General features: G+C 62.2%; 27 protein-coding genes. 16 read left to right on the top strand and 11 right to left on the bottom strand.

Annotation, left to right across the window (positions count from 1 at the left end; genetic code table 11):
* Position 1: 1 nt before the first annotated feature.
* From NKH50_RS14130 to NKH50_RS14140, 3 genes are all read right to left on the bottom strand, one after another.
* Positions 2-1,078 (bottom strand): ABC transporter permease, encoded by a 1,077-nt coding sequence (locus NKH50_RS14130; RefSeq protein WP_292655972.1) that lies wholly within the window; start codon positions 1,076-1,078, stop codon positions 2-4.
* A gap of 95 nt (positions 1,079-1,173) precedes the next feature.
* Entirely contained in the window at positions 1,174-2,115 is a 942-nt protein-coding gene (locus NKH50_RS14135) for a sugar ABC transporter substrate-binding protein (protein WP_254815920.1), read from the bottom strand.
* A gap of 308 nt (positions 2,116-2,423) precedes the next feature.
* On the bottom strand, positions 2,424-3,455 hold the full coding sequence (locus tag NKH50_RS14140) for a LacI family DNA-binding transcriptional regulator (RefSeq protein ID WP_352879393.1): 1,032 nt from the start codon (positions 3,453-3,455) through the stop codon (positions 2,424-2,426).
* Between the two features lie 131 nt (positions 3,456-3,586).
* Between NKH50_RS14140 and NKH50_RS14145 the strand changes: the two genes are divergently transcribed.
* Genes NKH50_RS14145 through NKH50_RS14155 form a run of 3 tightly spaced genes read left to right on the top strand, consistent with a single transcriptional unit; the run spans position 3,587 to position 6,304 of the window.
* Positions 3,587-4,717, top strand: a complete 1,131-nt coding sequence (locus NKH50_RS14145) for a fatty acid desaturase family protein (RefSeq protein ID WP_352701399.1) — start codon at positions 3,587-3,589, stop codon at positions 4,715-4,717.
* Between the two features lie 40 nt (positions 4,718-4,757).
* Entirely contained in the window at positions 4,758-5,072 is a 315-nt protein-coding gene (locus NKH50_RS14150) for a MocE family 2Fe-2S type ferredoxin (RefSeq protein ID WP_352477080.1), read from the top strand.
* 2 nt (positions 5,073-5,074) lie between these two features.
* Positions 5,075-6,304 (top strand): NAD(P)/FAD-dependent oxidoreductase, encoded by a 1,230-nt coding sequence (locus NKH50_RS14155; RefSeq protein WP_352879509.1) that lies wholly within the window; start codon positions 5,075-5,077, stop codon positions 6,302-6,304.
* A 35-nt stretch (positions 6,305-6,339) separates the two neighbouring features.
* Here the strand turns inward: NKH50_RS14155 and NKH50_RS14160 are convergent, their stop codons facing one another.
* The 5 genes from NKH50_RS14160 to hslV form a co-directional block, all read right to left on the bottom strand.
* The gene (locus tag NKH50_RS14160; RefSeq protein ID WP_352879395.1) at positions 6,340-7,299 is read right to left on the bottom strand and encodes a DUF1402 family protein; all 960 of its coding nucleotides are present in this window, start codon (positions 7,297-7,299) and stop codon (positions 6,340-6,342) included.
* 183 nt (positions 7,300-7,482) lie between these two features.
* Positions 7,483-8,796, bottom strand: a complete 1,314-nt coding sequence (gene hslU / locus NKH50_RS14165; RefSeq protein ID WP_352879397.1) for an ATP-dependent protease ATPase subunit HslU — start codon at positions 8,794-8,796, stop codon at positions 7,483-7,485.
* A gap of 4 nt (positions 8,797-8,800) precedes the next feature.
* Positions 8,801-9,397 (bottom strand): DUF2585 domain-containing protein, encoded by a 597-nt coding sequence (locus NKH50_RS14170; RefSeq protein WP_352505979.1) that lies wholly within the window; start codon positions 9,395-9,397, stop codon positions 8,801-8,803.
* A gap of 4 nt (positions 9,398-9,401) precedes the next feature.
* The gene (locus NKH50_RS14175; protein WP_352477085.1) at positions 9,402-9,944 is read right to left on the bottom strand and encodes a GNAT family N-acetyltransferase; all 543 of its coding nucleotides are present in this window, start codon (positions 9,942-9,944) and stop codon (positions 9,402-9,404) included.
* Entirely contained in the window at positions 9,934-10,485 is a 552-nt protein-coding gene (hslV, locus tag NKH50_RS14180) for an ATP-dependent protease subunit HslV (RefSeq protein WP_352879400.1), read from the bottom strand. Before hslV ends, NKH50_RS14175 begins: the two co-directional genes overlap by 11 nt.
* A gap of 223 nt (positions 10,486-10,708) precedes the next feature.
* Between hslV and hisB the strand changes: the two genes are divergently transcribed.
* The 12 genes from hisB (at position 10,709) to NKH50_RS14240 (ending at position 18,687) form a co-directional block, all read left to right on the top strand.
* A complete protein-coding gene (gene hisB, locus NKH50_RS14185; RefSeq protein ID WP_352879402.1) occupies positions 10,709-11,308 on the top strand; it encodes an imidazoleglycerol-phosphate dehydratase HisB in 600 nt (199 codons plus the stop codon).
* 4 nt (positions 11,309-11,312) lie between these two features.
* On the top strand, positions 11,313-11,786 hold the full coding sequence (locus NKH50_RS14190; protein WP_352879404.1) for a DUF2628 domain-containing protein: 474 nt from the start codon (positions 11,313-11,315) through the stop codon (positions 11,784-11,786).
* Between the two features lies 1 nt (position 11,787).
* The gene (gene hisH, locus NKH50_RS14195; RefSeq protein ID WP_352879406.1) at positions 11,788-12,438 is read left to right on the top strand and encodes an imidazole glycerol phosphate synthase subunit HisH; all 651 of its coding nucleotides are present in this window, start codon (positions 11,788-11,790) and stop codon (positions 12,436-12,438) included.
* 3 nt (positions 12,439-12,441) lie between these two features.
* A complete protein-coding gene (locus tag NKH50_RS14200) occupies positions 12,442-12,732 on the top strand; it encodes a DUF1330 domain-containing protein (RefSeq protein ID WP_352879408.1) in 291 nt (96 codons plus the stop codon).
* A gap of 2 nt (positions 12,733-12,734) precedes the next feature.
* Positions 12,735-13,484, top strand: a complete 750-nt coding sequence (hisA, locus tag NKH50_RS14205; RefSeq protein ID WP_352879410.1) for a 1-(5-phosphoribosyl)-5-[(5-phosphoribosylamino)methylideneamino]imidazole-4-carboxamide isomerase — start codon at positions 12,735-12,737, stop codon at positions 13,482-13,484.
* Positions 13,481-14,317 (top strand): arginase family protein, encoded by an 837-nt coding sequence (locus NKH50_RS14210; RefSeq protein ID WP_352879412.1) that lies wholly within the window; start codon positions 13,481-13,483, stop codon positions 14,315-14,317. The genes hisA and NKH50_RS14210 overlap by 4 nt, the downstream gene beginning before the upstream one ends.
* A complete protein-coding gene (hisF, locus tag NKH50_RS14215) occupies positions 14,314-15,108 on the top strand; it encodes an imidazole glycerol phosphate synthase subunit HisF (protein WP_254816374.1) in 795 nt (264 codons plus the stop codon). Before NKH50_RS14210 ends, hisF begins: the two co-directional genes overlap by 4 nt.
* A gap of 36 nt (positions 15,109-15,144) precedes the next feature.
* Complete coding sequence (locus NKH50_RS14220; RefSeq protein WP_254815934.1) at positions 15,145-15,471, top strand: phosphoribosyl-ATP diphosphatase; 327 nt, start codon at positions 15,145-15,147, stop codon at positions 15,469-15,471.
* 18 nt (positions 15,472-15,489) lie between these two features.
* Positions 15,490-16,449, top strand: coding sequence for a type I pantothenate kinase (coaA, locus tag NKH50_RS14225; protein ID WP_352480184.1), 960 nt, complete (start codon positions 15,490-15,492; stop codon positions 16,447-16,449).
* A gap of 78 nt (positions 16,450-16,527) precedes the next feature.
* Positions 16,528-17,568 (top strand): glycosyltransferase family 2 protein, encoded by a 1,041-nt coding sequence (locus NKH50_RS14230; protein WP_502906864.1) that lies wholly within the window; start codon positions 16,528-16,530, stop codon positions 17,566-17,568.
* Positions 17,568-18,260 carry a class I SAM-dependent methyltransferase gene (locus NKH50_RS14235; RefSeq protein ID WP_352879414.1) on the top strand — a complete coding sequence of 231 codons (693 nt, stop codon included), beginning with the start codon at positions 17,568-17,570 and terminating at the stop codon, positions 18,258-18,260. The genes NKH50_RS14230 and NKH50_RS14235 overlap by 1 nt, the downstream gene beginning before the upstream one ends.
* Positions 18,238-18,687 carry a GtrA family protein gene (locus tag NKH50_RS14240; RefSeq protein WP_352879416.1) on the top strand — a complete coding sequence of 150 codons (450 nt, stop codon included), beginning with the start codon at positions 18,238-18,240 and terminating at the stop codon, positions 18,685-18,687. The genes NKH50_RS14235 and NKH50_RS14240 overlap by 23 nt, the downstream gene beginning before the upstream one ends.
* 174 nt (positions 18,688-18,861) lie before the next feature.
* Here NKH50_RS14240 and NKH50_RS14245 read toward each other — a convergent pair whose 3' ends face one another.
* The 3 genes from NKH50_RS14245 to NKH50_RS14255 all read right to left on the bottom strand — a co-directional run bounded on the left by NKH50_RS14245 (position 18,862) and on the right by NKH50_RS14255 (position 21,738).
* The gene (locus NKH50_RS14245) at positions 18,862-19,479 is read right to left on the bottom strand and encodes an alpha-ketoglutarate-dependent dioxygenase AlkB family protein (RefSeq protein ID WP_352879418.1); all 618 of its coding nucleotides are present in this window, start codon (positions 19,477-19,479) and stop codon (positions 18,862-18,864) included.
* Positions 19,480-19,610: 131 nt separating this feature from the next.
* Positions 19,611-20,048 carry an alternative ribosome rescue aminoacyl-tRNA hydrolase ArfB gene (gene arfB / locus NKH50_RS14250; protein WP_352480188.1) on the bottom strand — a complete coding sequence of 146 codons (438 nt, stop codon included), beginning with the start codon at positions 20,046-20,048 and terminating at the stop codon, positions 19,611-19,613.
* Between the two features lie 79 nt (positions 20,049-20,127).
* A complete protein-coding gene (locus NKH50_RS14255; RefSeq protein WP_352879420.1) occupies positions 20,128-21,738 on the bottom strand; it encodes a phosphoenolpyruvate carboxykinase in 1,611 nt (536 codons plus the stop codon).
* Between the two features lie 342 nt (positions 21,739-22,080).
* Here NKH50_RS14255 and NKH50_RS14260 point away from each other — a divergent pair, with 342 nt between their 5' ends.
* Complete coding sequence (locus NKH50_RS14260; RefSeq protein ID WP_023677547.1) at positions 22,081-22,782, top strand: response regulator transcription factor; 702 nt, start codon at positions 22,081-22,083, stop codon at positions 22,780-22,782.
* The last annotated feature ends 72 nt before the right edge of the window (positions 22,783-22,854 follow it).

The following is a 22,854-nucleotide window of genomic DNA, read 5'->3' on the forward strand; positions in this document are numbered from 1 at the left end:
GTCAAGCCCTCATTGCCCGCAGGCGTTGGCGCCACTGGTCGAGAACGACTGCGCCGACGATGATCACGCCTTTGACCATCTCCTGATAATAGGCGTCGAGGCGCAGAAAGGTGAAGCCGGAGATGATGACGCCGAAGATCAGCGAGCCGATCACCGTCCCGATAATCGAGCCGCGGCCGCCCGACAGCGAGACGCCGCCGATAACCGCCATGGCGATCGCGTCGAGCTCGTACATCACACCCATGCCGGCCTGGGCGGTGAGATTCTTCGAGCTCAGCACCACGGCGGCGAGCGCGGCGAGGACGCCGGCAATGACGTAGACGAGGATCTTGTGGTTGGCGATGTTGATGCCGGACATGCGCGCGGCATCCTCATTGGAGCCGATTGCATAGCAGTGCTTGCCATATTTGGTGTAGCTCAGGATCAGCTGAAACAGCACCGCGAGCGATATGAAGATGATGACCGGCATCAGCCCCTTGCCGATGGCGGCGAAACTCTCGGTCGGAAACGAGATCGGCTGTCCCTTCGACCACCATTTGGCGATGCCGCGCGCGGTGACCATCATGCCGAGCGTGGCGATGAACGGCGGAATGCGGGTGTAGGCGATCAATGCACCGTTGACCAGGCCGGCCAGCAGTCCGCAGCCGATCGCGACCAGCACCGGCACGATCACCGGCAGGTCGGTCCAGCCCTGGGCGATGAACATTGCCTTGGGGTTCGGGTTGCCGTTGACGGTCGCCACCTGGGCGAAGCTCATGGCGATCATTGCCGTGGCGCCGACGATCGAACCTGAGGACAGGTCGATGCCGCCGGTAATGATCACCTGCGTCACGCCGATGGCAATGATGCCGACGATCGACACCTGCAGGATGATGATCTGCAGGCGCGCTTCGTTGAAGATCGCATCGATATTGTCGCGGGTATTGAACAGGAAGCTGTCGCCCAGGAAGACCCGGCCGATCAGCTCGAAAGCGCCGACCAGGATGACGAGCGCCAGGAAGACGTTGAATTCGGCCGGCCATGCGCGCCGCTTCGCATCATAACTGAGCCCGCCGACGCCGTGAGATGTCTGTGCCAATCGTGCTTCCTCCGTCAGCCACGGTCTCTTTCGGCCGCTCTTCAGGCCGAGAGAGAAGGAGGAGCGGCGCTGGTGCGCCGCTCCGGTCCGCTGCCTCAGTTCTTCTTCAGGAACTTGTCGATATTCGCCGGCGTGACCAATTGGAACGGGATGTAGACCTTGTGCTCGACCTTTTCGCCCTTCGCCAGCTTGAGCGCCGCGTCAAGCGCGCCGGCGCCCTGGCCGGCCGCATCCTGGAACACCGTCACATCGAGATCGCCCGCCTGCATCGCCGCAAGCGCGTCCTGGGTAGCGTCGACGCCGCCGACGACAACCGACTTCATGTCGATGTTGGCGGCCTTCATCGCCTGGATGGCGCCGATCGCGCTTTCGTCATTGTTGGCGATGACGCCGTCGAACGGCTTGCCCGTCGACAGCCAGTTGGTCATCAGGTTCTGCGCTTCTTCGCGCTTCCAGTTCGACGTCTGCTTATCGATGATCTTGATGAAGCTGCACTCCGGCGTGGCGATCACGTCGTCAATGTCCTTGGTGCGCTGCACTGCTGCCTGGTTCGACAGTTCGCCCATGATCACATAGACGTTGGCTTCAGTCTTGCCGGCCTCCTTGAACAGGCGGCAGACCTCCTTGGTCTCGAGCGTGCCGGAATCGGCTTCGTTCGAAGCGACGAAGGCCTGGTTTTCGGGCAGCGTGTCGACGTTGACCGGCTCGCGATTGACATAGACCAGTGGAATCTTGGCAGCGGCGGCTGCGTCCGACATCGCCTGGGTCGCCGAGGTGTCGACCGGGTTGACGATGATGGCATCGACGCCCGAGGCGGCGAAGTTCTTGATCTGGTCGAGTTGCTTGGCGACGTCGTTCTGCGCATCCTCCACCTGCAGTTCGACGCCGTCCATGCCCTTGGCCTGCTCGATCATGCCGTTGCGCAGCACGGTGAGAAAATTGTCGTCGAACAACGCCATCGATACGCCGATCTTGGCAGCGAAGGCGGACGAACTCATCAGCGCCGCGAACGCGACGCCCAAAAGCAGTTTTTTCATTTTATTTCTCCTCCACATTGGTGTCCGGCTGCACCGATCTACCCGGAATCCCCGATCTCGCAGGGAATTCTCTCCCGATTGCCATTTTAGTTCCGGAGGCATTTGCCTGAAACAGATCTTCCGGAACGAAAGAACCAAAATGCTCAGTTGGTGAAATATTTATTCCATTTCGCGTGGGCGTCAAGCGAGATTTCGCCATGAAGGATGGATTTTCGGCATTTCAAGCGCTTTTGGACGGACGCTCAGGCAAGCCAAGCCTGAAAGCGTTCTGATAGATTACATCATGTCTGCCGCCAATGACCGCGACGTCAGATGTTTTCCGGCAGATAGATGTCGAAGGGCAGAAAGGTCTGGCCCGGCGCATTCGCAGCGCCGGTCTCGATGGCATGCGCCATCAGCCCGACAAGCTCGCGGCAAAGCGCTGCCAGTGGCGTCGAGATCACCATCGTCAGGAAATTATCCGCCAGCGCCGAGCGGGAGTCGGGCGTGATCTCGTTGCAGACGACCGCCGGCATCTCTGCCGGCTTTGCTTCCCTCAGCGCCGAGATCGCACCTTCCATGCCGCCACCGGCGACATAGCAGCCGACGAGATCAGGGTGGCGGGCTAGAAGCTCGATCATTGCATCATGCGTGATCTGGTTCGCTTCCAGATTGACCAACGTCTCGAGCAGAGTGAATTCCGGCGCCTGCTCGCGAAAGAAGGAGCGAAAACCGATCTCGCGAAGCTCATGGCCATGGAAGCGATGGCTGCCGACGAAGAGGGCAACCTTGCCAGGCCTCTTCGCAGCCTTCGAGATCATCCAGGCAGCGGTGCGGCCGACCTTGCGATTGTCCAGGCCGACATAGCCCTCGCGAATACCGGACGCAAAGTCGGAAAGCAGGGAGAACACCGGCACGCCATTGGCTTTGAGAGCCTCGACGGCGACCGTCAGCGTCGGGTGATCAGGCCCGACCAGGGCGACGGCCCTGGATTTGGCGGCCAGCTTGCGCATCCGCTCGACGATCTCGTCCGGCGCCAGCGAGCCGGCGAAGTCGATGGTCGCCACGCCGCGAAAGCGCGGCGACTGCGATACCGCCAGTTCAAGCTCGCGGGCAAATTCGTTGTAGAAGACGTCCTCCCGCCGCAACAGCAGGAACCCGAGCCGATACTCCGGCAATTCATGGCGCATCCGCTGCTTGATCAGCCCGGCTGCGTGATAGCCAATGCTGGTCGCCGCTTCATAGACGCGGCGCGCGGTTTCCTCGCGCACCGGCAACCGGTTGTTCAGCACCCGGTCGACGGTGGCGACGCTGACCCCCGAAATGCGTGCCAGGTCGGTAATCGTCGGCCGTTTCGCCATCGCTGCCTCGCTCTATTGTCCTGCTTTTACACCATTATGATGGAAAATGATAGAAACTATCTTTGTGATATTGAGCCTATCAGGCTTCGGCGTTATTTGAATGCGGACCGACTATGATCGAGGCCTCCGCCATGGTGGATATTGGACTCCGAACCGGGAACACGATCGCCACAGCAGCGTCCCGGCGTGACTACAGCCTGATCGGCCGCGACGCGAAGCTCGCCATCGAGAGCGGGCTGGCGGCGGCCGAGTGGTATCACACGGACGTGCCACGCAAGCAGATGAAGGAGCTGATGCAGCGCTCCGACGGCCCGGCGATCCGCGATACGGTCATCTGGCTCGGCGCCTTAATCCTGAGCGGAGCCGGCGGCGTCTGGTTCTGGGGTAGCTGGTGGTGCGTGCCGTTCTTCTTCGTCTACGGCGTCCTCTACGGCTCCTCCACCGATTCACGCTGGCACGAATGCGGCCACGGCACCGCCTTCAGAACGCAGTGGATGAACGACGTGGTCTATCAGATCGCCTGCTTCATGATCATGCGCAACCCGGTGACCTGGCGCTGGAGCCATACGCGCCACCATACCGATACCATCATCGTCGGCCGCGATCCGGAGATCTCGGTGATGCGTCCGCCCGATCTGCTGCGCGTCGTGCTCAACTTCGTCGGCATTCTCGACGCCTGGCATGCGATGAGCGACATGCTGCGCAATGCAGCCGGTATCGTCAGTCCGGCCGAAAGAACCTTCATTCCCGACCAGGAGCAGCCGAAGGCAATTGGCATTGCCCGCATCTGGACGACAGTCTATGCCGCGACCATTGCGCTGGCGCTCTACACGGGCTCGTTCCTGCCGCTGATGCTGGTCGGGCTGCCCAGGCTTTACGGCGCGTGGCACCATGTCATGGTCGGCCTGCTGCAGCATGGCGGCCTGGCTGAAAACGTCACCGATCACCGGCTCAACAGCCGCACCGTCTACATGAACCCGATAAGCCGCTTCATCTACTGGAACATGAACTACCACGTCGAGCATCACATGTTTCCCATGGTGCCCTATCATGCGCTGCCCAGGCTGCATGAGCTGATCAAGCACGATCTGCCGGCGCCGACACCGTCCATCCTGGCCGGCTACCGCGAGATGATACCGACCTTCCTGCGGCAGCTGCGCAATGAGGATTATTTCATCAAGCGCGAACTGCCGCCGACGGCGAGGCCCTATCGCGAGGACTTCCACAACGACAACGCTGCCGCTGCGGTGGCTGCCGAATGACAAGCCCATGCCGAGGCACCAAAAATCGAGGGACCCGTAAATGAGCGACTGGGTCGAGGCCTGTGACGCCGAGGACATCGACGAAGAGGACGTGATGCGCTTCGACCATGGCGGCCGCACCTTTGCTATCTATCGCAGCCCCAACGACGAGTATTTCGCCACCGACGGGCTTTGCACGCATGAGAAGGTGCATCTGGCCGACGGGCTGGTCATGGACGACATCATCGAATGCCCGAAGCACAATGGCCGCTTCAACTACAAGACAGGGGCTGCCAGGGGCGCGCCTGTCTGCGTCGATCTAAGGACCTATCTGGTCAAAGTCGACGCCGGCAAAGTCCTTGTCCGGATCGGTTGATGATGACGAAGGGAATGGTCGTCATCGGCGCCGGCGAATGCGGCGGGCGCGCCGCCCTTGCGCTGCGCGAGCTCGGCTATGATGGCCCCGTAACCTTGGTCGGCGACGAGCCGCATCTTCCCTATGAGCGCCCGCCGCTGTCGAAAGAAGCGATGGTCGCCGACGCGCCCCTGATCAAGGCGATCGCCAGCGACGCGATCCTGGCCGAGCGCTCTATCCGGCATATCCATTCGGTTCTGGCTGTGGCGATCGACCGCACGGCGCATGTCGTGCGCCTGTCCGACGGTTCCGCCCTGGCCTACGACAAGCTCCTGCTGGCGACCGGTTCGGTGCCGCGCAAATTGCCGATGCCGGGCCTTGGCGGGCGCTGCGTCTATCTGCGAACCTTCAACGACGCGCTGGCCATTCGTGCCCATCTCAACGCCGGCAATCGCATCGCCATAGTCGGCGGCGGCTTCATCGGGCTCGAGCTCGCCGCGGCGGCGCGCAGGCTGGGTGCCGCGGTCACCGTCATCGAGGCGCAGCCGCGCATTCTGATGCGCGGCGTGCCGGCCGAGATCGCGCAGGTCATCCATCAGGCGCATGAAGCCGAAGGCGTAAAAATCCTGTGCGGCGAGGGCATCGCGGCCATTGCCGATGACGGCGCCGAAGTGCGCATCGCGCTTGCCGGTGGACACGACATTGTCGCCGATCTTGCCGTGATCGGGATCGGCGCCGTGCCGGTGACCGGACTTGCCGGGCAGGCGGGGCTGACCATCGACAATGGTGTCGCCGTCGACGCCGAGCTTCGCACCAGCGACCGGGATATCTTTGCAGCCGGCGATTGCTGTTCGTTTCCGCTCGCTATCTATGGCGGCCGGCGCGTGCGGCTGGAAGCTTGGCGCAATGCGCAGGAGCAGGGCGCACTCGCCGCAAGGAACATGCTTGGCGCCGGCGAGGCGCATTCGGCGGTGCCTTGGTTCTGGTCAGATCAGTACGGATTGACCCTGCAGATCGCCGGCCTGTCGGACGAAGGCCGCAGCATCGTTCGCCGCGACGTTGGCGACGGCGCCTTCATCCTGTTTCATCTGGCCGAGGACAGCAGGCTGGTTGCGGCAAGCGGCATCGGCCCCGGCAACGCGGTCGCCCGCGACATAAGGCTGGCCGAGATGCTGATTGCAAAGCAGGCAAAGCCGGCGCCGGAAGCGCTAGGCTCGCAAACGGTCAAGCTGAAGTCGCTGCTGGCGGCGTGAGCTGAGGGCGTGGATAGTTGGCCGAACGCGTTTGGCTAAAACAGCGCTTTCAGCTCCGGCAGCTTGTCGTTGATCAGCCAGCCATAGTAATTCTCCTCAGGCAGTTTTTCCGGCTCGCCCGCAGCGCGGCGCTTGTCGTTCTCGGCCTTCAGCGCATAGGCGCGCTGTTCGGGGTTGCCGACATTGTAGAGCGTCGACGTGATGCCGGGATTGCCTGAGATGTCGTAGCCGGCAATGCTTCTATAGGCGTCGATCGATTTCCGGATCGTTGCTGCGACATAAGGCAGTGTCAGGTCAGGATCCATGATGGTCTTGTAGACCGCGTTGGGGTCGCCGACGTCGAGTTCCGGCAGGCCGGAAACCTTGTGCACGAGGTCGCTCATTTGCAGCGCCGTCAGCGGATTGAGCTGGCCAAGGCCAAAAGTCTGGCCGGCATAATAAGGCTGGAAGAAAGTGGCACCGAAGCGGTCGTTGGGAAAGCTCTCGCCGTTGACGGTCTTGCCGCGGAACGACCGGTTCCACACCTGCTCGCGGCACTCCCATAGGTCGTAGCTATCGGACTTCCCTGCGCATTTGGCGAATTGCGGCCGCTGCACGAAATCGGTGATGTCCTCGCCGTCATAGGCGAAGGAGAGCTTGCTCGATAAATACGAGATCGCCTTGACGTAGTAGGTCTGCAGCCGGTCATAGGCATCGACATTGTAGGTGTGCTCGCCGACGATGGCGCCGACGATATGCATTGGGTCGATGCCATAAGCCGCGGCTGCCTGCTTGATCTTGCCGCGCAGCGCGGCATCGTTCTGGAGCAGCGCAAAGACTTTGCGGTATTTCGCCTGGAAGGTGGTGTTGGTCGCCTGGGTGCGCCGGCTCGATGCGCCCGGTATGTCAGGCTGCTCGGTGTTGCGGTTGCCCGGCGGCACCATCGTTGCCGCTTGCGCGGCGAACATAGCTGTCGCCAGCGTCAGCCCCAAAATGACGAGGATCAGTTTTTTCATGCGCCGCCGCCCAAATAGTCGGCGGCAAACTAGGTAATGCTCCACCGGGAGTCGAGAGACGCCTGCACCGGACGGGACGAAAGCTTGCCGGATGCTTCCATTTGGCCACACCTCCGGAATGCCGGGCCGAATTTGACGGAGGCCGGGAGTAATTCCCCGGCCTCTTGGAGAATCAAGAGTCTCCTACAAGATGAAACGCGACAAGTCCGTGTTTCTGGAGAGGTCGCCGACATGCTTCTCGACATAGGCTGCATCGATTGTCACCGAGGTGCCGTTACGATCCGGCGCGTCATAGGAGATGTCGTCCAGTACCCGTTCCATCACCGTCTGCAGCCGCCTGGCGCCGATATTCTCGACGCTGGCGTTAAGGTCCACGGCGATGCCGGCCAACGAATCGATCGCGTCATCGGTGAAGACCAGGTCGACGCCTTCGGTCTTCATCAGCGCGATATACTGCTTGATCAGGCTGGCTTCGGTCTCGGTGAGGATGCGGACGAAATCGTCCTTCTCCAGCGCCCGCAGCTCGACGCGGATCGGCAGGCGGCCCTGCAATTCCGGCAGCAGGTCGGAGGGCTTGGCGACGTGGAACGCGCCCGAGGCGATGAACAGGATATGGTCGGTCTTCACCGGTCCATATTTGGTCGCAACCGTGGTGCCTTCGACCAGCGGCAGCAGGTCGCGCTGTACACCTTCACGCGAAACACCGGCACCGATGCCGCCTTCGCGCGAGGCGATCTTGTCGATCTCGTCAAGGAAGACGATGCCGTCATTCTCGGTCGATTCGAGTGCCCGGCGCACCACTTCGTCCTGATCGAGCAGCTTGTCGGACTCGTCGCTGATCAACAGCCCGTAGGACTCCTTGACGGTCGTCTTGCGCAACTTGATCTTCTTGCCGCCCATCGCCTTCGACAGCATGTCGTTGATGTTGAGCACGCCGATATTGGCGCCCGGCATGCCGGGGATCTCGAAGCCAGGCATGCCGCCATTGCCGGTATCGGCCACTTCGATCTCGATCTCCTTGTCGTCGAGCTCGCCGTCGCGCAGTTTCTTGCGGAAACTGTCGCGGGTGGCTGGGCTCGCCGTCTTGCCGACGAGCGCTTCGAGCACCCGTTCCTCGGCGTTGATGTGGGCACGCGCCTTGACGTCCTCGCGCATCTTCTCGCGCACCAGCCCGATGGCGATCTCGACCAGATCGCGGATGATCTGCTCGACGTCGCGGCCGACATAACCGACCTCGGTGAACTTGGTGGCTTCGACCTTGACGAAAGGCGCACCGGCAAGGCGCGCCAGGCGGCGTGAAATCTCGGTCTTGCCGACACCGGTCGGGCCGATCATCAGGATATTTTTCGGCATCACCTCTTCGCGCATCTGGCCCTCGAGCTGCTGGCGGCGCCAACGGTTGCGCAAGGCAATCGCCACCGCACGCTTGGCGTCTTTCTGGCCGATGATGAAGCGGTCGAGTTCCGAAACGATTTCGCGGGGAGAGAAGGTGCTCATATCACTAAATTCCACTTTGCCACTGCCGAATGGACTCGAACGGATGCAGCAGCATGATCACATTGAGTGTCAGATTGTCCCGGATGAGATAGCCGACACCGAATTCGAAGATGAGGGCGAGGGTGACGATCACCCATATAGGAAGCCTTCGCGCCATGACAAACCCCAGCACCATGGCCAGCGTGTCCGACACCGAATTGATGATGCTGTCGCCATAATAATCGAGCGAGATCGTGCCGGCGCGGTAGCGGTCGATGATGAAAGGACTGTTCTCGAGCAGCTCCCAGCCGCCCTCGATGACGACGGCAAACGCCAGCCTGAGCCCGATCGGCGAGCGCGGGAAAAGGAACCACGCCAGCGCATAGAACAGGAAGCCGTGAATGACGTGCGAGAAGCTGTACCAGTCGGAAATATGCTGGGAATTCTCGGAGCTTTGGACGATGCCGTGCCACAGCTTGACATAGCCGCAGGTACAGATCGGCGTCCGCCCCATGCCGTAGAGGACCCCGGCCTGGAAGATGACCAGGCCGAGAACCAGCAGGAGCCCCATTCGCCAACTGTCTTCGTAGGCCGAGACGGTTTTGTCGCTGGATACGCTCATGCTGCTATTGCCCCTCTTCTGCGTCACCCTGTCCGGCATCACCCTCTGGGGCATCAATGGCCATCAGCACGGCGTCGCCATATTCCGACTTCCTGCGATCGATAGCCGTAAAACCGGCCTTTTCATAGGCACGGATAGCCCGTGCATTGGCGGGGTCCGGGTCGATGATGACGCGCGGCGTACCTTCCTCGAAAAGCTGCTCGACGAACTGCCGGACGATCGCGGAGCCGTGGCCGACCCCGACAAGCTCCGGCACGCCGATCGACAGATCGATGCCGAGCGTGCCGAACGGCTGGTCGCTATAGGGATGGCCGTCCTCCAGATGCGGATCGTAGCTCTGCAAATAGCCGATGGGCTTTCCGTCCAGCTCGATGATCAGCGGCTCGACCGAAATGCTGTCGATATGCTCGCGGATCTCCGCAATCTCGGTCTCTGGGTCGTCCCACCACTCGGCGACATGCGGCTCGGCAAGCCAGCCGGCGATCATCGGCAGGTCCCTCTGGGTCACCGGCCGAAAACCATAGCGGAGGCTCCGCTCAGGCGGCATCGAGGGTTTCGACGACGAAGTTGTTGTTTGTGTAGACGCAAATGTCTGACGCGATCTGCATCGCCTTGCGGGCGATCTCCTCTGCGCCCTTGTCGCTGTCCATCAGCGCGCGTGCCGCTGCCAGCGCGTAATTGCCGCCGGAGCCGATGGCCATGACGCCAAATTCGGGCTCCAGCACGTCGCCGGTGCCGGTCAGCGCCAGCGACACCGACTTGTCGGCCACCAGCATCATCGCTTCCAGCCGCCGCAAATAGCGGTCGGTGCGCCAGTCCTTGGCAAGCTCGACGCAGGCGCGTGTCAGCTGGTCGGGATATTGTTCGAGCTTGGCTTCGAGCCGCTCGAGCAGCGTGAAGGCATCGGCGGTGGCGCCGGCGAAACCGGCGATGACGTTGCCGCCCTTGCCGATGCGGCGCACCTTCTTGGCGTTGCCTTTCATGATCGTCTGGCCGAGGCTGACCTGGCCGTCGCCGGCGATCACCACCTTGCCGCCCTTGCGCACGGTCACGATGGTCGTGGCATGCATGGTCAGTTCATTCGACATTTTCTGCTCCGACAAGCACCGATCCCATCGGGGCGATCGGCGCGTTACGAGTGACTTGATCGGCCATATGTATGCATAGGCCGGACGATTGCAAACCGGCCATCCGCCGGGCCGGACTGTGCTCCGCAGCGGTAACTGGCAATCGCCGGATCATGCTGCTAGAAGGCTTTCGTTTTCAGGCATGTGAACGCCTGACGTGCAAATCTGAGACAAGGATGAGGTCATGGCGCCCCGTTCCGCCGAGATAAGCCGCAAGACCAGGGAAACCGAGATCTCCGTGTCGGTTCAAGTCGACGGCTCGGGCAAATCCGACATTTCGACGGGCGTCGGCTTCTTCGACCATATGCTCGACCAGTTGTCGCGCCATTCGCTGATCGACATGACCGTGAAGGCCAAGGGCGACCTGCATATAGACGACCACCACACCGTCGAGGATACGGGCATCGCGCTCGGCCAGGCACTGGCCAAGGCATTGGGCGAGCGGCGCGGCATCATGCGCTACGCCTCGATCGACCTCGCCATGGACGAGACACTGACGCGGGCGGCAATCGATGTCTCCGGCCGGCCTTTTCTGGTCTGGAATGTTTCGTTCTCGTCGCCGAAGATCGGTATGTTCGACACCGAGCTGGTGCGCGAATTCTTCCACGCTCTGGCGCAGAATGCCGGCATCACGCTGCATGTCACCAATCATTACGGCGCCAACAACCACCACATCGCCGAGACCTGCTTCAAGGCCGTGGCGCGTGTGTTGCGTTCGGCACTTGAGCGCGACCTGCGGCAGCCGGACGCGGTTCCCTCCACCAAGGGATCCCTGAAAGGGTAACGCCATGGCCATCTATGTCGTGATGGAGCCGCCAGGCCGCAGCGAAAGGGTGGACACTACCTTTATCCGTGACGGCTTTGCCTGGCTCGGCTTCCTGGTGCCGCCGCTGTGGCTGGCCCGGCACCGGCTGTGGGTCGAGGCGGCATTGGCGTTTGTCGCCATCGGCCTGCTCTCGACGCTGGGCGAAAGGCTGGACCTGGAAACAGCCGGCTCGCTTTTATCCTTCCTTGTCATGCTCTTTGTCGGGTTGGAGGGACAAGGCTTGCGAATTGCAGCCCTTCGTCGCCGCGGCTGGCATGAATGGGGTGTCGTCGAGGCCGACAGGCTCGACGACGCCGACATCCGCTATGTGTCGGAAGCCGCTGCGGATTCGGATGCACAAACTCCTGCGCAGCGTATCGTCCCAGACGCAGCACATGCCCGGCCGGCGCAGATGGGCTTGGCACTGGGGCTGAACCATATTCCGGGAAAGCCCTGAGATGAGGGTCGCGATCATCGACTACGGGTCGGGCAATCTGCGCTCGGCCACCAAGGCCTTCGAGCGTGCCGCGCATGAAGCCGGCATTGCCGCCGCGATTGAACTCACCGCCGATGCCGAGCGGGTCAGGACCGCCGACCGCATCGTCCTGCCCGGCGTCGGCGCCTATGCCGATTGCGCCGCTGGACTGCGTGCGGTCGCCGGCATGTGGGAGGCGGTCGAGGAGGTGGCGATCGCCAAGGCTCGGCCGTTCCTCGGCATCTGTGTCGGCATGCAGCTGATGTCGGAGCGAGGCCTGGAAAAGACCGTCACAAAGGGCTTTGGCTGGATCCCCGGCGACGTCAAGGAGATCACGCCGGCCGATCCGACACTGAAGGTCCCGCAGATCGGCTGGAACACGATTGACCTGAAGCGCAAGCATCCGCTGTTTTCCGGCATTGCGACGGGCGGCAAGGGACTGCACGCCTATTTCGTCCACTCCTACCATCTCGATGCACGGAAGGAGGATGAGGTGCTGGCGGTTGCCGACTATGGCGGCCCGGTAACGGCCGCTGTCGCTCGCGACAACCTCGCCGGAACGCAATTCCACCCCGAGAAGAGCCAGGCGCTGGGCCGGGCGCTGATCACCAATTTCCTAGGCTGGAGGCCCTGAACCATGAGCAAGAAGGGCTATTGGATGGCAATGGTCGATGTCCACGATCCGGAGATCTACAAGCAGTACATCGAGGCCAATGCCGCGGCTTTCGCGAAATACGGCGCGAAGTTCCCGGTGCGCGCCGGGCGGTATACCAGCCCGGAAGGACCGACCGGCAATCGCCACGTGCTGGTGGAATTCGAATCCTATGAAAAGGCGCTGGAATGCTACGGCTCGCCTGAATACCAGGAGGCCTTGAAGTACAGGCTCGCCGGCTCGACCGGCCACTTTGTCATCGTCGAAGGCGCCTGAAGGTGATCCTGTTTCCGGCCATAGACCTCAAGGACGGCAAATGTGTGCGCCTCAGGCATGGCGACATGGCAACTGCGACGATCTATAACGACGATCCCGCCGCTCAGGCGCGCGCCTTCGAAGAGCAGGGCTTCGAATGGCTGCACGTCGTCGACCTCAACGGCGCCTTCAAGGGCCAGAGCGTCAACAGCGCCGCGGTCGGCGCCATCCTCAAGGCGACGAGCAACCCGGTGCAGCTCGGCGGCGGCATCCGCACCCTGGCGCAGATCGAGGACTGGCTCGACCGTGGGCTGGCCCGCGTCATTCTTGGCACCGTGGCGGTGCGCGATCCGGATCTGGTCAGGCAGGCCTGCAAGGCATTCCCGGGCAAGATCGCCGTCGGCATCGATGCCAAGGGCGGCAAGGTCGCGGTCGAAGGCTGGGCCGAGGCCTCGAGTCTCGGCATCATCGAACTGGCGAGGAAATTCGAAGGCGCCGGCGTCGCCGCCATCATCTACACCGACATCGATCGCGACGGGGTGCTGACCGGCATCAACTGGGACGCCACCATCGATCTCGCCGAGGCGGTTTCGATCCCGGTCATCGCCTCGGGCGGACTCGCCTCGATCGCCGACATCGTGCGCATGACCATGCCCGATGCGCAGAAGCTCGAAGGCGCGATCTCCGGCCGCGCGCTCTACGACGGCCGCATCGATCCGGCCGAGGCACTGGCGATCCTGCGCGGCAAGCCGACGGCAGGGGCGTCATCATGAAAGTCTCGATTATCGCCGCCCCTTATGACAGCGGGCACTATCACGAAGGGTGCGGCCAAGGGCCGGACGCCATTGTCGGCGGTGGGCTCGTCGAAGCCCTGACCGTGGCTGGCCATGAAGTCGCCGTCGAAGATATCGGCAGGGTGGGAGACGAGCAGGGGCGCGAAATCGCAACCGGCTTTGCCGTCTGCAACGCTGTCGCGACCAAGGTTAGCCTCGCCCGCGATGGAGGACGCTTCCCCATTACCCTTGCTGGAAATTGTCTGACCGCCGCCGGTGCGGTCGCCGGTGAAGCCGCGAATTCGATCATCTGGATCGACCAGCATGGCGATCTCAACACGCCGGAGACGTCGGCCTACGGCTTTCTCGATGGCATGGCGCTGGCGGCGACTCTCGGGCTCTGCTGGCGTCCGATGGCGGCAGCGATTCCGGGGTTCCGGCCGATAGACCCGGCGCGCTGCCTGCTGGTCGATGCCCGCGACCTCGATCCCGACGAAAAGCGCCTGCTGGAAACCTTGCCGATCGTGCGCACCGAATGTGCCGGTGCACTCGATATGATCGGAAAGCTCACGGCGACAGGGACTGTGCGGGCGCATCTGCATCTCGACCTGGACGTCGTCGATCCGAACGTGCTGCAGGTGAACCGCTACACGCATCCGGGCGGTCCGAGCCCGGAACAGTTACGGCAGCTTGCCTGCGGACTGGCCAGGTCCATCCCGATCGTCGGCGTGACGCTCTCGGCCTACGACCCGGCCTTTGATTCCCAGTCCGAGGTTCCGCCCGTCGTCGGCCAGCTGCTCGTCGACTTTCTTGCGGCGATCGAGAGGATCTGATGCTGAAAGCCCGCGTCATCCCCTGTCTGGATGTCAAGAACGGCCGTGTCGTCAAGGGCGTCAATTTCGTCGACCTGGTCGATGCCGGCGATCCCGTCGAAGCGGCAAAAGCCTATGACGCGGCCGGCGCCGACGAGCTCTGCTTTCTCGACATCACCGCCTCGTCGGAAAACCGCGAGACCATTTTCGATGTCGTCGCCCGCACCGCCGAACAATGTTTCATGCCGCTGACCGTTGGCGGTGGCGTCCGTCAGGTCGCCGACATCAGGAAGCTGCTATTGGCCGGCGCCGACAAGGTGTCGATCAACACGGCGGCGGTGAAGACCCCAAATTTTGTCGCCGAAGCAGCGGACAAATTCGGCAACCAGTGCATCGTCGTCGCCATCGATGCCAAGAAAGTGTCCGCTGCGGGCGAGGCCGATCGCTGGGAGATATTCACCCACGGCGGCCGCGAGAAGACCGGCATCGACGCCGTCGAGTTCGCTCGGCGAGTGGTCGATCTCGGCGCCGGCGAGATCCTGCTGACATCGATGGACCGCGACGGCACCAAGGCCGGCTACGACATAGCCCTTACCCGCGCGGTCGCCGATGCCGTACGCGTGCCGGTCATCGCTTCCGGCGGCGTCGGCACGCTCGACCACCTTGTCGAAGGCATTCGCGACGGCCATGCCGGCGCGGTGCTGGCGGCGTCGATCTTCCATTTCGGCACCTACAGCATCGCCGAAGCCAAGCTGCACATGGCTCAGGCCGGACTGCCGATGCGGCTGGACTCGCCGGGTAATCGGTCCTAGAGCCTTTCCGGCTAAGAAGAGGCTGTAAACGCCGTCATGACCGAGTTCTCGCTCTCCGATCTGGAGAAGATTATTGGCGAACGCGCGCGTTCCGGCGATCCGGATTCGTGGACGGCCAAGCTCTTTCAGCGCGGCATGAGCAAGGCAGCGCAGAAACTTGGCGAAGAGGCGGTCGAAACGGTAATCGCAGCCGTCAGCGCCGACCGGGACGCGCTTGTTTCGGAAAGCGCCGATCTCATCTATCATTGGCTTGTCGTTCTCGGCATAGCGGACATTCCGCTGAGCGATGTGCTCAACGAGCTTGAACGCCGCACCGGTCGTTCGGGCATCGCCGAAAAGGCGTCTCGGCTGGACCGGGGCTGATCGCTGCGGAGGAACTCGATGGACCAGCTCGCTCCTACCGAGAAGTATTCACCCTATCGTTTCTTCTCGGCCGAGCAATGGTCGCGGTTCCGCGCCGATACGCCGATGACGCTCACCGAGGACGAAATCCGTCGTCTGCGGTCGCTGAACGATCCGGTCGATCTCCACGAAGTCGAGCGCATCTATCTTTCGATGTCGCGGCTGTTGTCGGCTCATGTCGAAGCCAGTCAACTCCTGTTCAGGCAGCGTCAGGCCTTCTTCAACGCGCTGGACGCGGCCAAGACACCGTTCATCATCGGCATTGCCGGTTCCGTCGCGGTCGGCAAATCGACCACGGCGCGCGTGCTAAAGGAGCTGCTGGCGCGCTGGCCGTCGAGTCCCAAGGTCGACCTGGTCACCACCGACGGCTTCCTGCTGCCGAACGAAGTCCTGCGCCGCAACAATCTGATGGAGCGCAAGGGCTTTCCCGACAGCTACGACGTCGGCGCGCTGCTGCGTTTCCTGTCCGGCATCAAATCGGCGCAGCGCAACGTCCGCGCGCCGGTCTATTCGCACCTGACCTATGACGTCATTCCGGGCGCGTTCCAAACCATCGACCGGCCCGACATCCTGATCTTCGAAGGTATTAACGTCCTGCAGCCGGGCAAGCTGCCGAAGGACGGCAAGATCGTGCCTTTCCTGTCGGATTTCTTCGACTTTGCCATCTACATCGATGCGGAGGAGGCGCTGATCCATCACTGGTATATCGCCCGCTTCATGCGGTTGCGCGAAACCGCCTTCCGCGACCCGGCCTCCTTCTTTCACCGCTATTCGCAACTTTCCGAGGATGCGGCCCGCGCCATCGCCGAGGGTCTGTGGACCAACATCAACCTGAAGAATCTGCGCGAGAATATATTGCCGACCCGCGCCCGAGCCGATCTCATCCTGCGCAAGGGCGCCAACCATCTGGTCGAGGAAGTGGCGCTCAGGAAACTGTAACGGCGCGGTTAACGGCGCCTTAGGCTATCCCGGCTAGTGTTCGATGGGCAATTCCAGCGGATCTGTCGGGAGCAGTCTGTGATCAACGCGAGCAGTACCGGAGTTCGTGCGACGCAGCTCCGCTATTCCCTGGTCATTCCGATCTTCAACGAGGAGGCGGTTCTTCCACTCCTTATCCGGCGAATAGTCGCCCTGCTCGACGTGCTGGACGCACCGGCAGAGGCTATTTTCGTCGACGACGGCAGTACCGACACGAGTGTGATCTACCTGCGTGGGATGGTTGCCGAGGAGCCACGCTTCCGGCTGATCGAACTGTCGCGCAATTTCGGGCACCAGATTGCAATTACGGCCGGTATGGACGCGGCTGCCGGCGAAGCCGTGGTGGTCATGGATGCCGACCTCCAGGATCCCCCTGAAGTCGTTCTCCAGCTGGTGGAAAAGTGGAAGGAGGGCTATGAAATCGTCTACGCGAGGCGTATGCGGCGCGAAGGCGAAACCTGGTTCAAACGGCTGACGGCCAGCATCTTCTACCGGCTGATGGAGAAGATGACTTCAGTCGACATTCCCCGCGACGTTGGCGATTTCCGACTAATCGGCCGCAAGGCTCTCGATACGTTCAAGCAGATGCCGGAGCGCAACCGTTTCGTGCGCGGCATGTTCGGTTGGATGGGATTCAAGCAGACGGCGGTTTCATTCGAGCGACCGGCGCGCGCCGCAGGTGAAACAAAGTATCCTTTCTGGAAGATGCTCCGCCTGGCTGTCCACGGGGTCATCGGCTTTTCGGAAAAACCATTGCGTATGGCGCTCTGGGCCGGGCTCGCTATCTCGGGGGTAGCCGCGCTGCTCGGGCTCTTCGCCGTGGCTTCCTGGGCATTCAGTTTAGGTGTTGTCCAAGGCTGGACGTCGACAGTTGTTATCGTTTCCTTCTTGTCGGGGATCAACCTGTTCATGACCGGTATCGTCGGCCTCTATGTCGGCGGGATCCACTCCGAGATCAAGCGCCGGCCGCTCTACGTCGTTGATCGCCTTACTGGCTTCGAGGACGCGCTCCGGGCGGAAGTCGACAATCGAAACACCGAGGCGACGTTGTCGGCGTCACGCGACAGAAGGTTTGGTTGATGGCCGAACTCTTCGATCAATATCGCACCACCTATAACAGGACGGTCGACGACTCGATCAGGTTTTCCGGGCTGAAGCATGACTTCTTCCTGCAGGCGAAGTCAGTCCTCCTTGCCGACCTGATCGCCGAGCGTGGTATTGCAAGGCGCGACGGTTGCGTTCGGGCGCTTGATGTTGGCTGTGGGGTCGGCGCACTGCATCCCTACGTGAAGCCGCTTTTTTCAGACCTTCATGGCTGCGACATTTCGAGGGAATCCATCGCCCGGGCGCGTGAGGAAAACCCCTGGGTCACCTATGCCGACTACACGGCTCCCGTGCTGCCTTACGCGGATGGCACATTCGACCTCGCATTCGCCGTTTGCGTCGTCCATCATGTGCCGCCCGAACATTGGTCGAGCTTCGTTTGCGAGATGCGGCGCGTCGTGCGGCCCGGCGGCGTCGTGTCGGTTATCGAGCACAACCCGTACAATCCGCTGACACGCCTTGCCGTGCTTCGCTGCCCCTTCGATGAAGACGCCGTGCTGATCAGTCGCCGCAAAGCCGGCCGTCTCCTGGAGGCGGCCGGCCTCACACAGGTTGCAGGCAGGCATTTCCTGATGTTTCCCTTCGCGAATTCCGTCGCGCGCAAGGTCGAGGGCTGGGTCTCGCACCTGCCGCTCGGTGCGCAATATGTGTGCAGCGGCCGTGTTTAGCGCCGGTTCGGGCTTCAGACTTGCAAAGCGGCCGGCGCGTTTCCTGATTATCGGCTTTGGCGCCACTCTGCTCTACGCACTGCTTGCCGCGGTATTTTCGATGGGGGACGCGGTGTCGATGCGGCCGGCTTCGGCCTCGGTGCTCGCTTATGCCATCGCCGCCGTCTTCTCCTATGCCGGACAAAAGTATTTTACCTTCGCGTCCAGCGGGGCGCATCGTTTCGAGGCGCCTCGCTTTTTCGTGCTGACATTGCTTGGTCTGGCGGTGTCATTTCTTCTGCCCGCCGTGTTGTCCGGGATTCTGGGCCTGCAGGCGCAGGTTCCGATTGTGCTGACATGCTTCGTGGTCCCGCTCGTCAACTATGTGGTGCTTCGCCACTGGGTATTCGCCAGTGCTGGTCTAGGTTTGCGGAACGGCTCGAGATGATGCGATTCCCGGACCGCCCGAGATCGGCTGTTGGCGCTCCAGGCCTGGCGTGCGCGCAACGATGCAACGCACCGCCAGGCTCCGGGCTTGCAACCCTGGCCGGGCAGTGCCCTGCTGCTGGCCAAACGCTACAACGGCGGTCGTGGTACTGGCACCCCCGGGCACCCGAACAGCCTATTTCGGCGTCGTCACCCGCCTCAGCGTCAGATTGATCCGCCCGCCGTTCTTCAACAAGGCCGAGGTCGAGGGGTAGATACGGTCGACGCCGTGAAAGCAGAGCCGCCCTTCGCCGCCAAGCACGACGACGTCGCCGCTCTTCAGCCTGAACGATTTGGTGGCGCCGTCGCGCGTGGTCTGGCCGACCCGGAACAGGCAATCATCGCCGAGCGAGACCGAGACGACCGGTGCCGAGAAATCCGCCTCGTCGCGGTCCTGGTGAAGACCCATCTTGGCATCCTGCGAATAGAAATTGACCAGGCAGGCCTCCGGCGGGTGCGCATAGGCAGATACGTCCCGCCACAGATCGAGCAGCATCTCCGGGATCGGCGGCCAAGGCCTTCCGGTCACCGGGTGGGTCGGCTGGTAGCGATAGCCGTGCTCCTTGTCGGTGACCCAGCCCAGCGGGCCGCAATTGGTCATGCGCACGCTCATCTCCTTGCCGGTACGCGGCATTGCCGGCACGAACAGCGGGGCTTCCTCCACGACTTTCCTGATATCTTCCACCAGCACTTCCTGCATGGCGCGCGACAGGTGGCCGGGCATATGGCGGACGCCTTTGGGCAGTACGAGCATCGCGTCGCTTGATCCGTTGGTCTGGAAAATCAGAATGCCACCGTCAAACGAAAACGGCGACCCGAAAGCCGCCTCCGACAGTAGCTGCGCACTTTACGCCGGCGATCTGAGATCCGAAGCCGCTTCGGCTGTCACTCATCCTCAACCCGGCCGCGCATTTTCTTGATCGAGCCGCGCCCGGCCTTGCTCTTGAGCCGTCTTTCGACCGCGCCTTTGGATGGCCTGGTCTTCTTGCGCGGCGGTGGCGGTGGTTCGGCGGCCTTGGCAACCAGTGCCGTCAGTCGCGCCCGGGCGTCCGCCCGGTTCTGCTCCTGGGTGCGGAAGCGTCCGGCTTCGATGACGATGACGCCGTCCTTGGTGGCGCGCTGGCCGGCAAGCTTGATGGTCCGTTCGCGCACCCGCTCCGACAGGCCAGCCGCATTGGCGGCATCGAAGCGCAATTGCACTGCCGTCGCCACCTTGTTGACGTTCTGCCCGCCCGGGCCGGACGAACGGATGAAGTCCTCGTGCAGGTCGCCCGGATTAATCACCGCATCGTCGGTGATGATGATCTTGTCGTCGGCGTTCATGCCGCAGTCATGGCGCGGCAGGCGGAAAAAGAAAAGGCCCGATCGAAGCCGGGCCTTGAAGCATCACCAGGGGCGACGGCTATTCAGCCGCTACCTGCATGCGTGGTGCGGCGCCGAGCACGGTGGCGTCGACATGGGCTTCGAACTTTTCGAAATTGTCGACGAACATGCCGACCAGCCTTGCCGCCTGCCGGTCGTAGGCGGGCTTGTCGACCCAGGTCGATCTCGGGTCGAGAATGGCGCGGTCGACGCCGGCAACCGTCACCGGTACGTCAAAACCGAAATTGGCGTCGGTGCGGAAGTCGGCCGCTTTCAGCGAGCCGTCGAGCGCCGCCGCAAGCAGCGCCCGCGTTGCCTTGATCGGCATCCGCTTGCCGGTGCCGTAGGCGCCGCCGGTCCAGCCGGTGTTGACCAGCCAGCAATCGACGCCGTGGCGGGCGATGAGCTCGCGCAGCAGATTGCCGTATTCCGACGGATGCCGCGGCATGAACGGTGCGCCGAAGCATGTCGAAAATGTCGCTTCGGGTTCGGTAACGCCCTTCTCGGTCCCGGCCACCTTGGCGGTATAGCCGGAGAGGAAATGATACATCGCCTGCGCCGGGGTCAGCCGCGCGATCGGCGGCATAACGCCGAATGCGTCGGCGGTCAGCATGATGATGTTCTTCGGGTGGCTGGCGCGCCCCGTCTTGCTGGCGTTGGGGATGAAATGGAGCGGGTAGGCGCAGCGCGTGTTTTCGGTCAGCCCGCCGTCGTCGAAATCCGGCACGCGGCCGGCGTCGAGCGCCACATTCTCCAGCACCGTGCCGAAGCGCTGGGTGGTGGCGAAGATCTCCGGCTCGGCTTCGGCCGAAAGCTTGATCGTCTTGGCATAGCAGCCGCCTTCGAAATTGAAGATGCCGTGCGGTCCCCAGCCATGCTCGTCGTCGCCGACCAGCGTTCGCGACGGGTCGGCCGACAGCGTCGTCTTGCCGGTCCCGGAAAGGCCGAAGAAAACGGCCGCGTCGCCGGCGGGCCCTTCATTGGCCGAGCAATGCATCGGCATCACGCCTTTTGCCGGCAGCAGATAATTGAGCACGGTGAACACCGACTTCTTCATCTCGCCGGCATAGGAGGTACCGCCAATCAACACGATCATGCGCGAAAGATCGACCGCGATCACCGTTTCGCCGCGCGTGCCGTGGCGGGCGGGATCGGCGCGGAACGACGGCAGGTCGATTATCGTCAAATCCGGCACGAAATGCTCGAGTTCGGCGGCTGCAGGCCGGATGAGCAGATTGCGGATGAACAAGGAGTGCCAGGCAAGCTCCGTGATCACCCTGGTCGGCAGCTTCAGTTCCTCGTCGGCACCGCCGACCAGGTCCTGCACATAAAGGTCCTTTCCAGCCGCATGGGCGCGAAAATCGGCAAGCAGCGTATCGAACTGGATCGGCGAAATCGCCTTGTTGTTGTCCCACCATACATGCGGCGCGGTGCTTTCGTCGCGCACCACGAATTTGTCCCTGGGCGAGCGGCCGGTGTGCTGCCCAGTCTCGGCGGCAAGCGCGCCATGCGCGGTGAGTCGGGCCTCGCCACTGCGGATTGCCTCCTCGTAGAGCGCGGCCGCGCCGAAATTATAGCGCACCACGCCAGTGGTTCTCAGACCGATCCGATCGATTGCACATGCAGGATTGCGTTTGCCGGCTTCCGACATGGGTGTCCCTTCTTCGATTTACCGCGTCTTTACCGGCGAATTCCGGAAACCCCATTGCAGGAGCTAAAAACGTCAAAACCAGAAAAGGCGAATGATATCAAATCATTAATCGATTTAAATATTTTGAAAGTTGTTTAAATCGTTTATATGTGCAAAAACACTGATGGTTGCCCAAAGGATTGGCGATGTTCATTCGTCCAATCCATATCGAGGTACAATTGTGGCCGCCGGCGTGCCGCGCGTGACAGCGGATAAAGCCTATGCCACATTTTGTACCTAATTTGTCCTGCAAAAGCCCCTTCTCGACGAAAGAAGGGACAGCTCATGAGGGAGCCGCTTGAAATGGCAACAATCGCGCTTGTCGACGACGATCGCAACATTCTGACTTCGGTTTCGATCGCCCTCGAATCCGAGGGTTATCGGGTCGAAACCTACACGGATGGGGCATCGGCGCTGGAGGGACTGGCGGCGCGCCCGCCGAACCTCGCCATCCTCGACATCAAGATGCCGCGCATGGACGGCATGGAGTTGCTGCGCCGGATGCGTCAGAAATCCGACCTGCCGGTGATCTTCCTGACCTCCAAGGACGATGAGATCGATGAACTGTTCGGCCTCAAGATGGGCGCCGACGACTTCATCCGCAAACCCTTCTCGCAGCGTCTTCTGGTCGAACGCGTCCGCGCCGTGCTGCGCCGCGCCAGCACCCGCGAGGCGGCGGCCAAGGCGCCCAACCAGCAGGCCCGGTCGCTTGAGCGCGGCCAGCTTGTCATGGACCAGGAGCGCCACACCTGCACCTGGAAGGGCGAGCCGGTGACGCTGACCGTCACCGAGTTCCTCATCCTGCATTCCCTGGCACAGCGCCCGGGCGTCGTAAAAAGCCGTGATGCGCTGATGGATTCCGCTTATGATGAGCAGGTCTATGTCGATGACCGCACCATTGACAGTCACATCAAGCGGCTGCGCAAGAAGTTCAAGGCCGTCGACGATGACTTCGAAATGATCGAAACCCTTTACGGAGTCGGGTATCGGTTCCGCGAAGCATGAGTAGGCAGTAGGCAGTAGGGAATGGTCGGTAGTCAGTTTTGAATGATGCGAGCGGCCACCCATGCATCGCCG

This window comes from Mesorhizobium sp. M1027 (genome assembly GCF_040318745.1).
Taxonomy (GTDB): domain Bacteria; phylum Pseudomonadota; class Alphaproteobacteria; order Rhizobiales; family Rhizobiaceae; genus Mesorhizobium.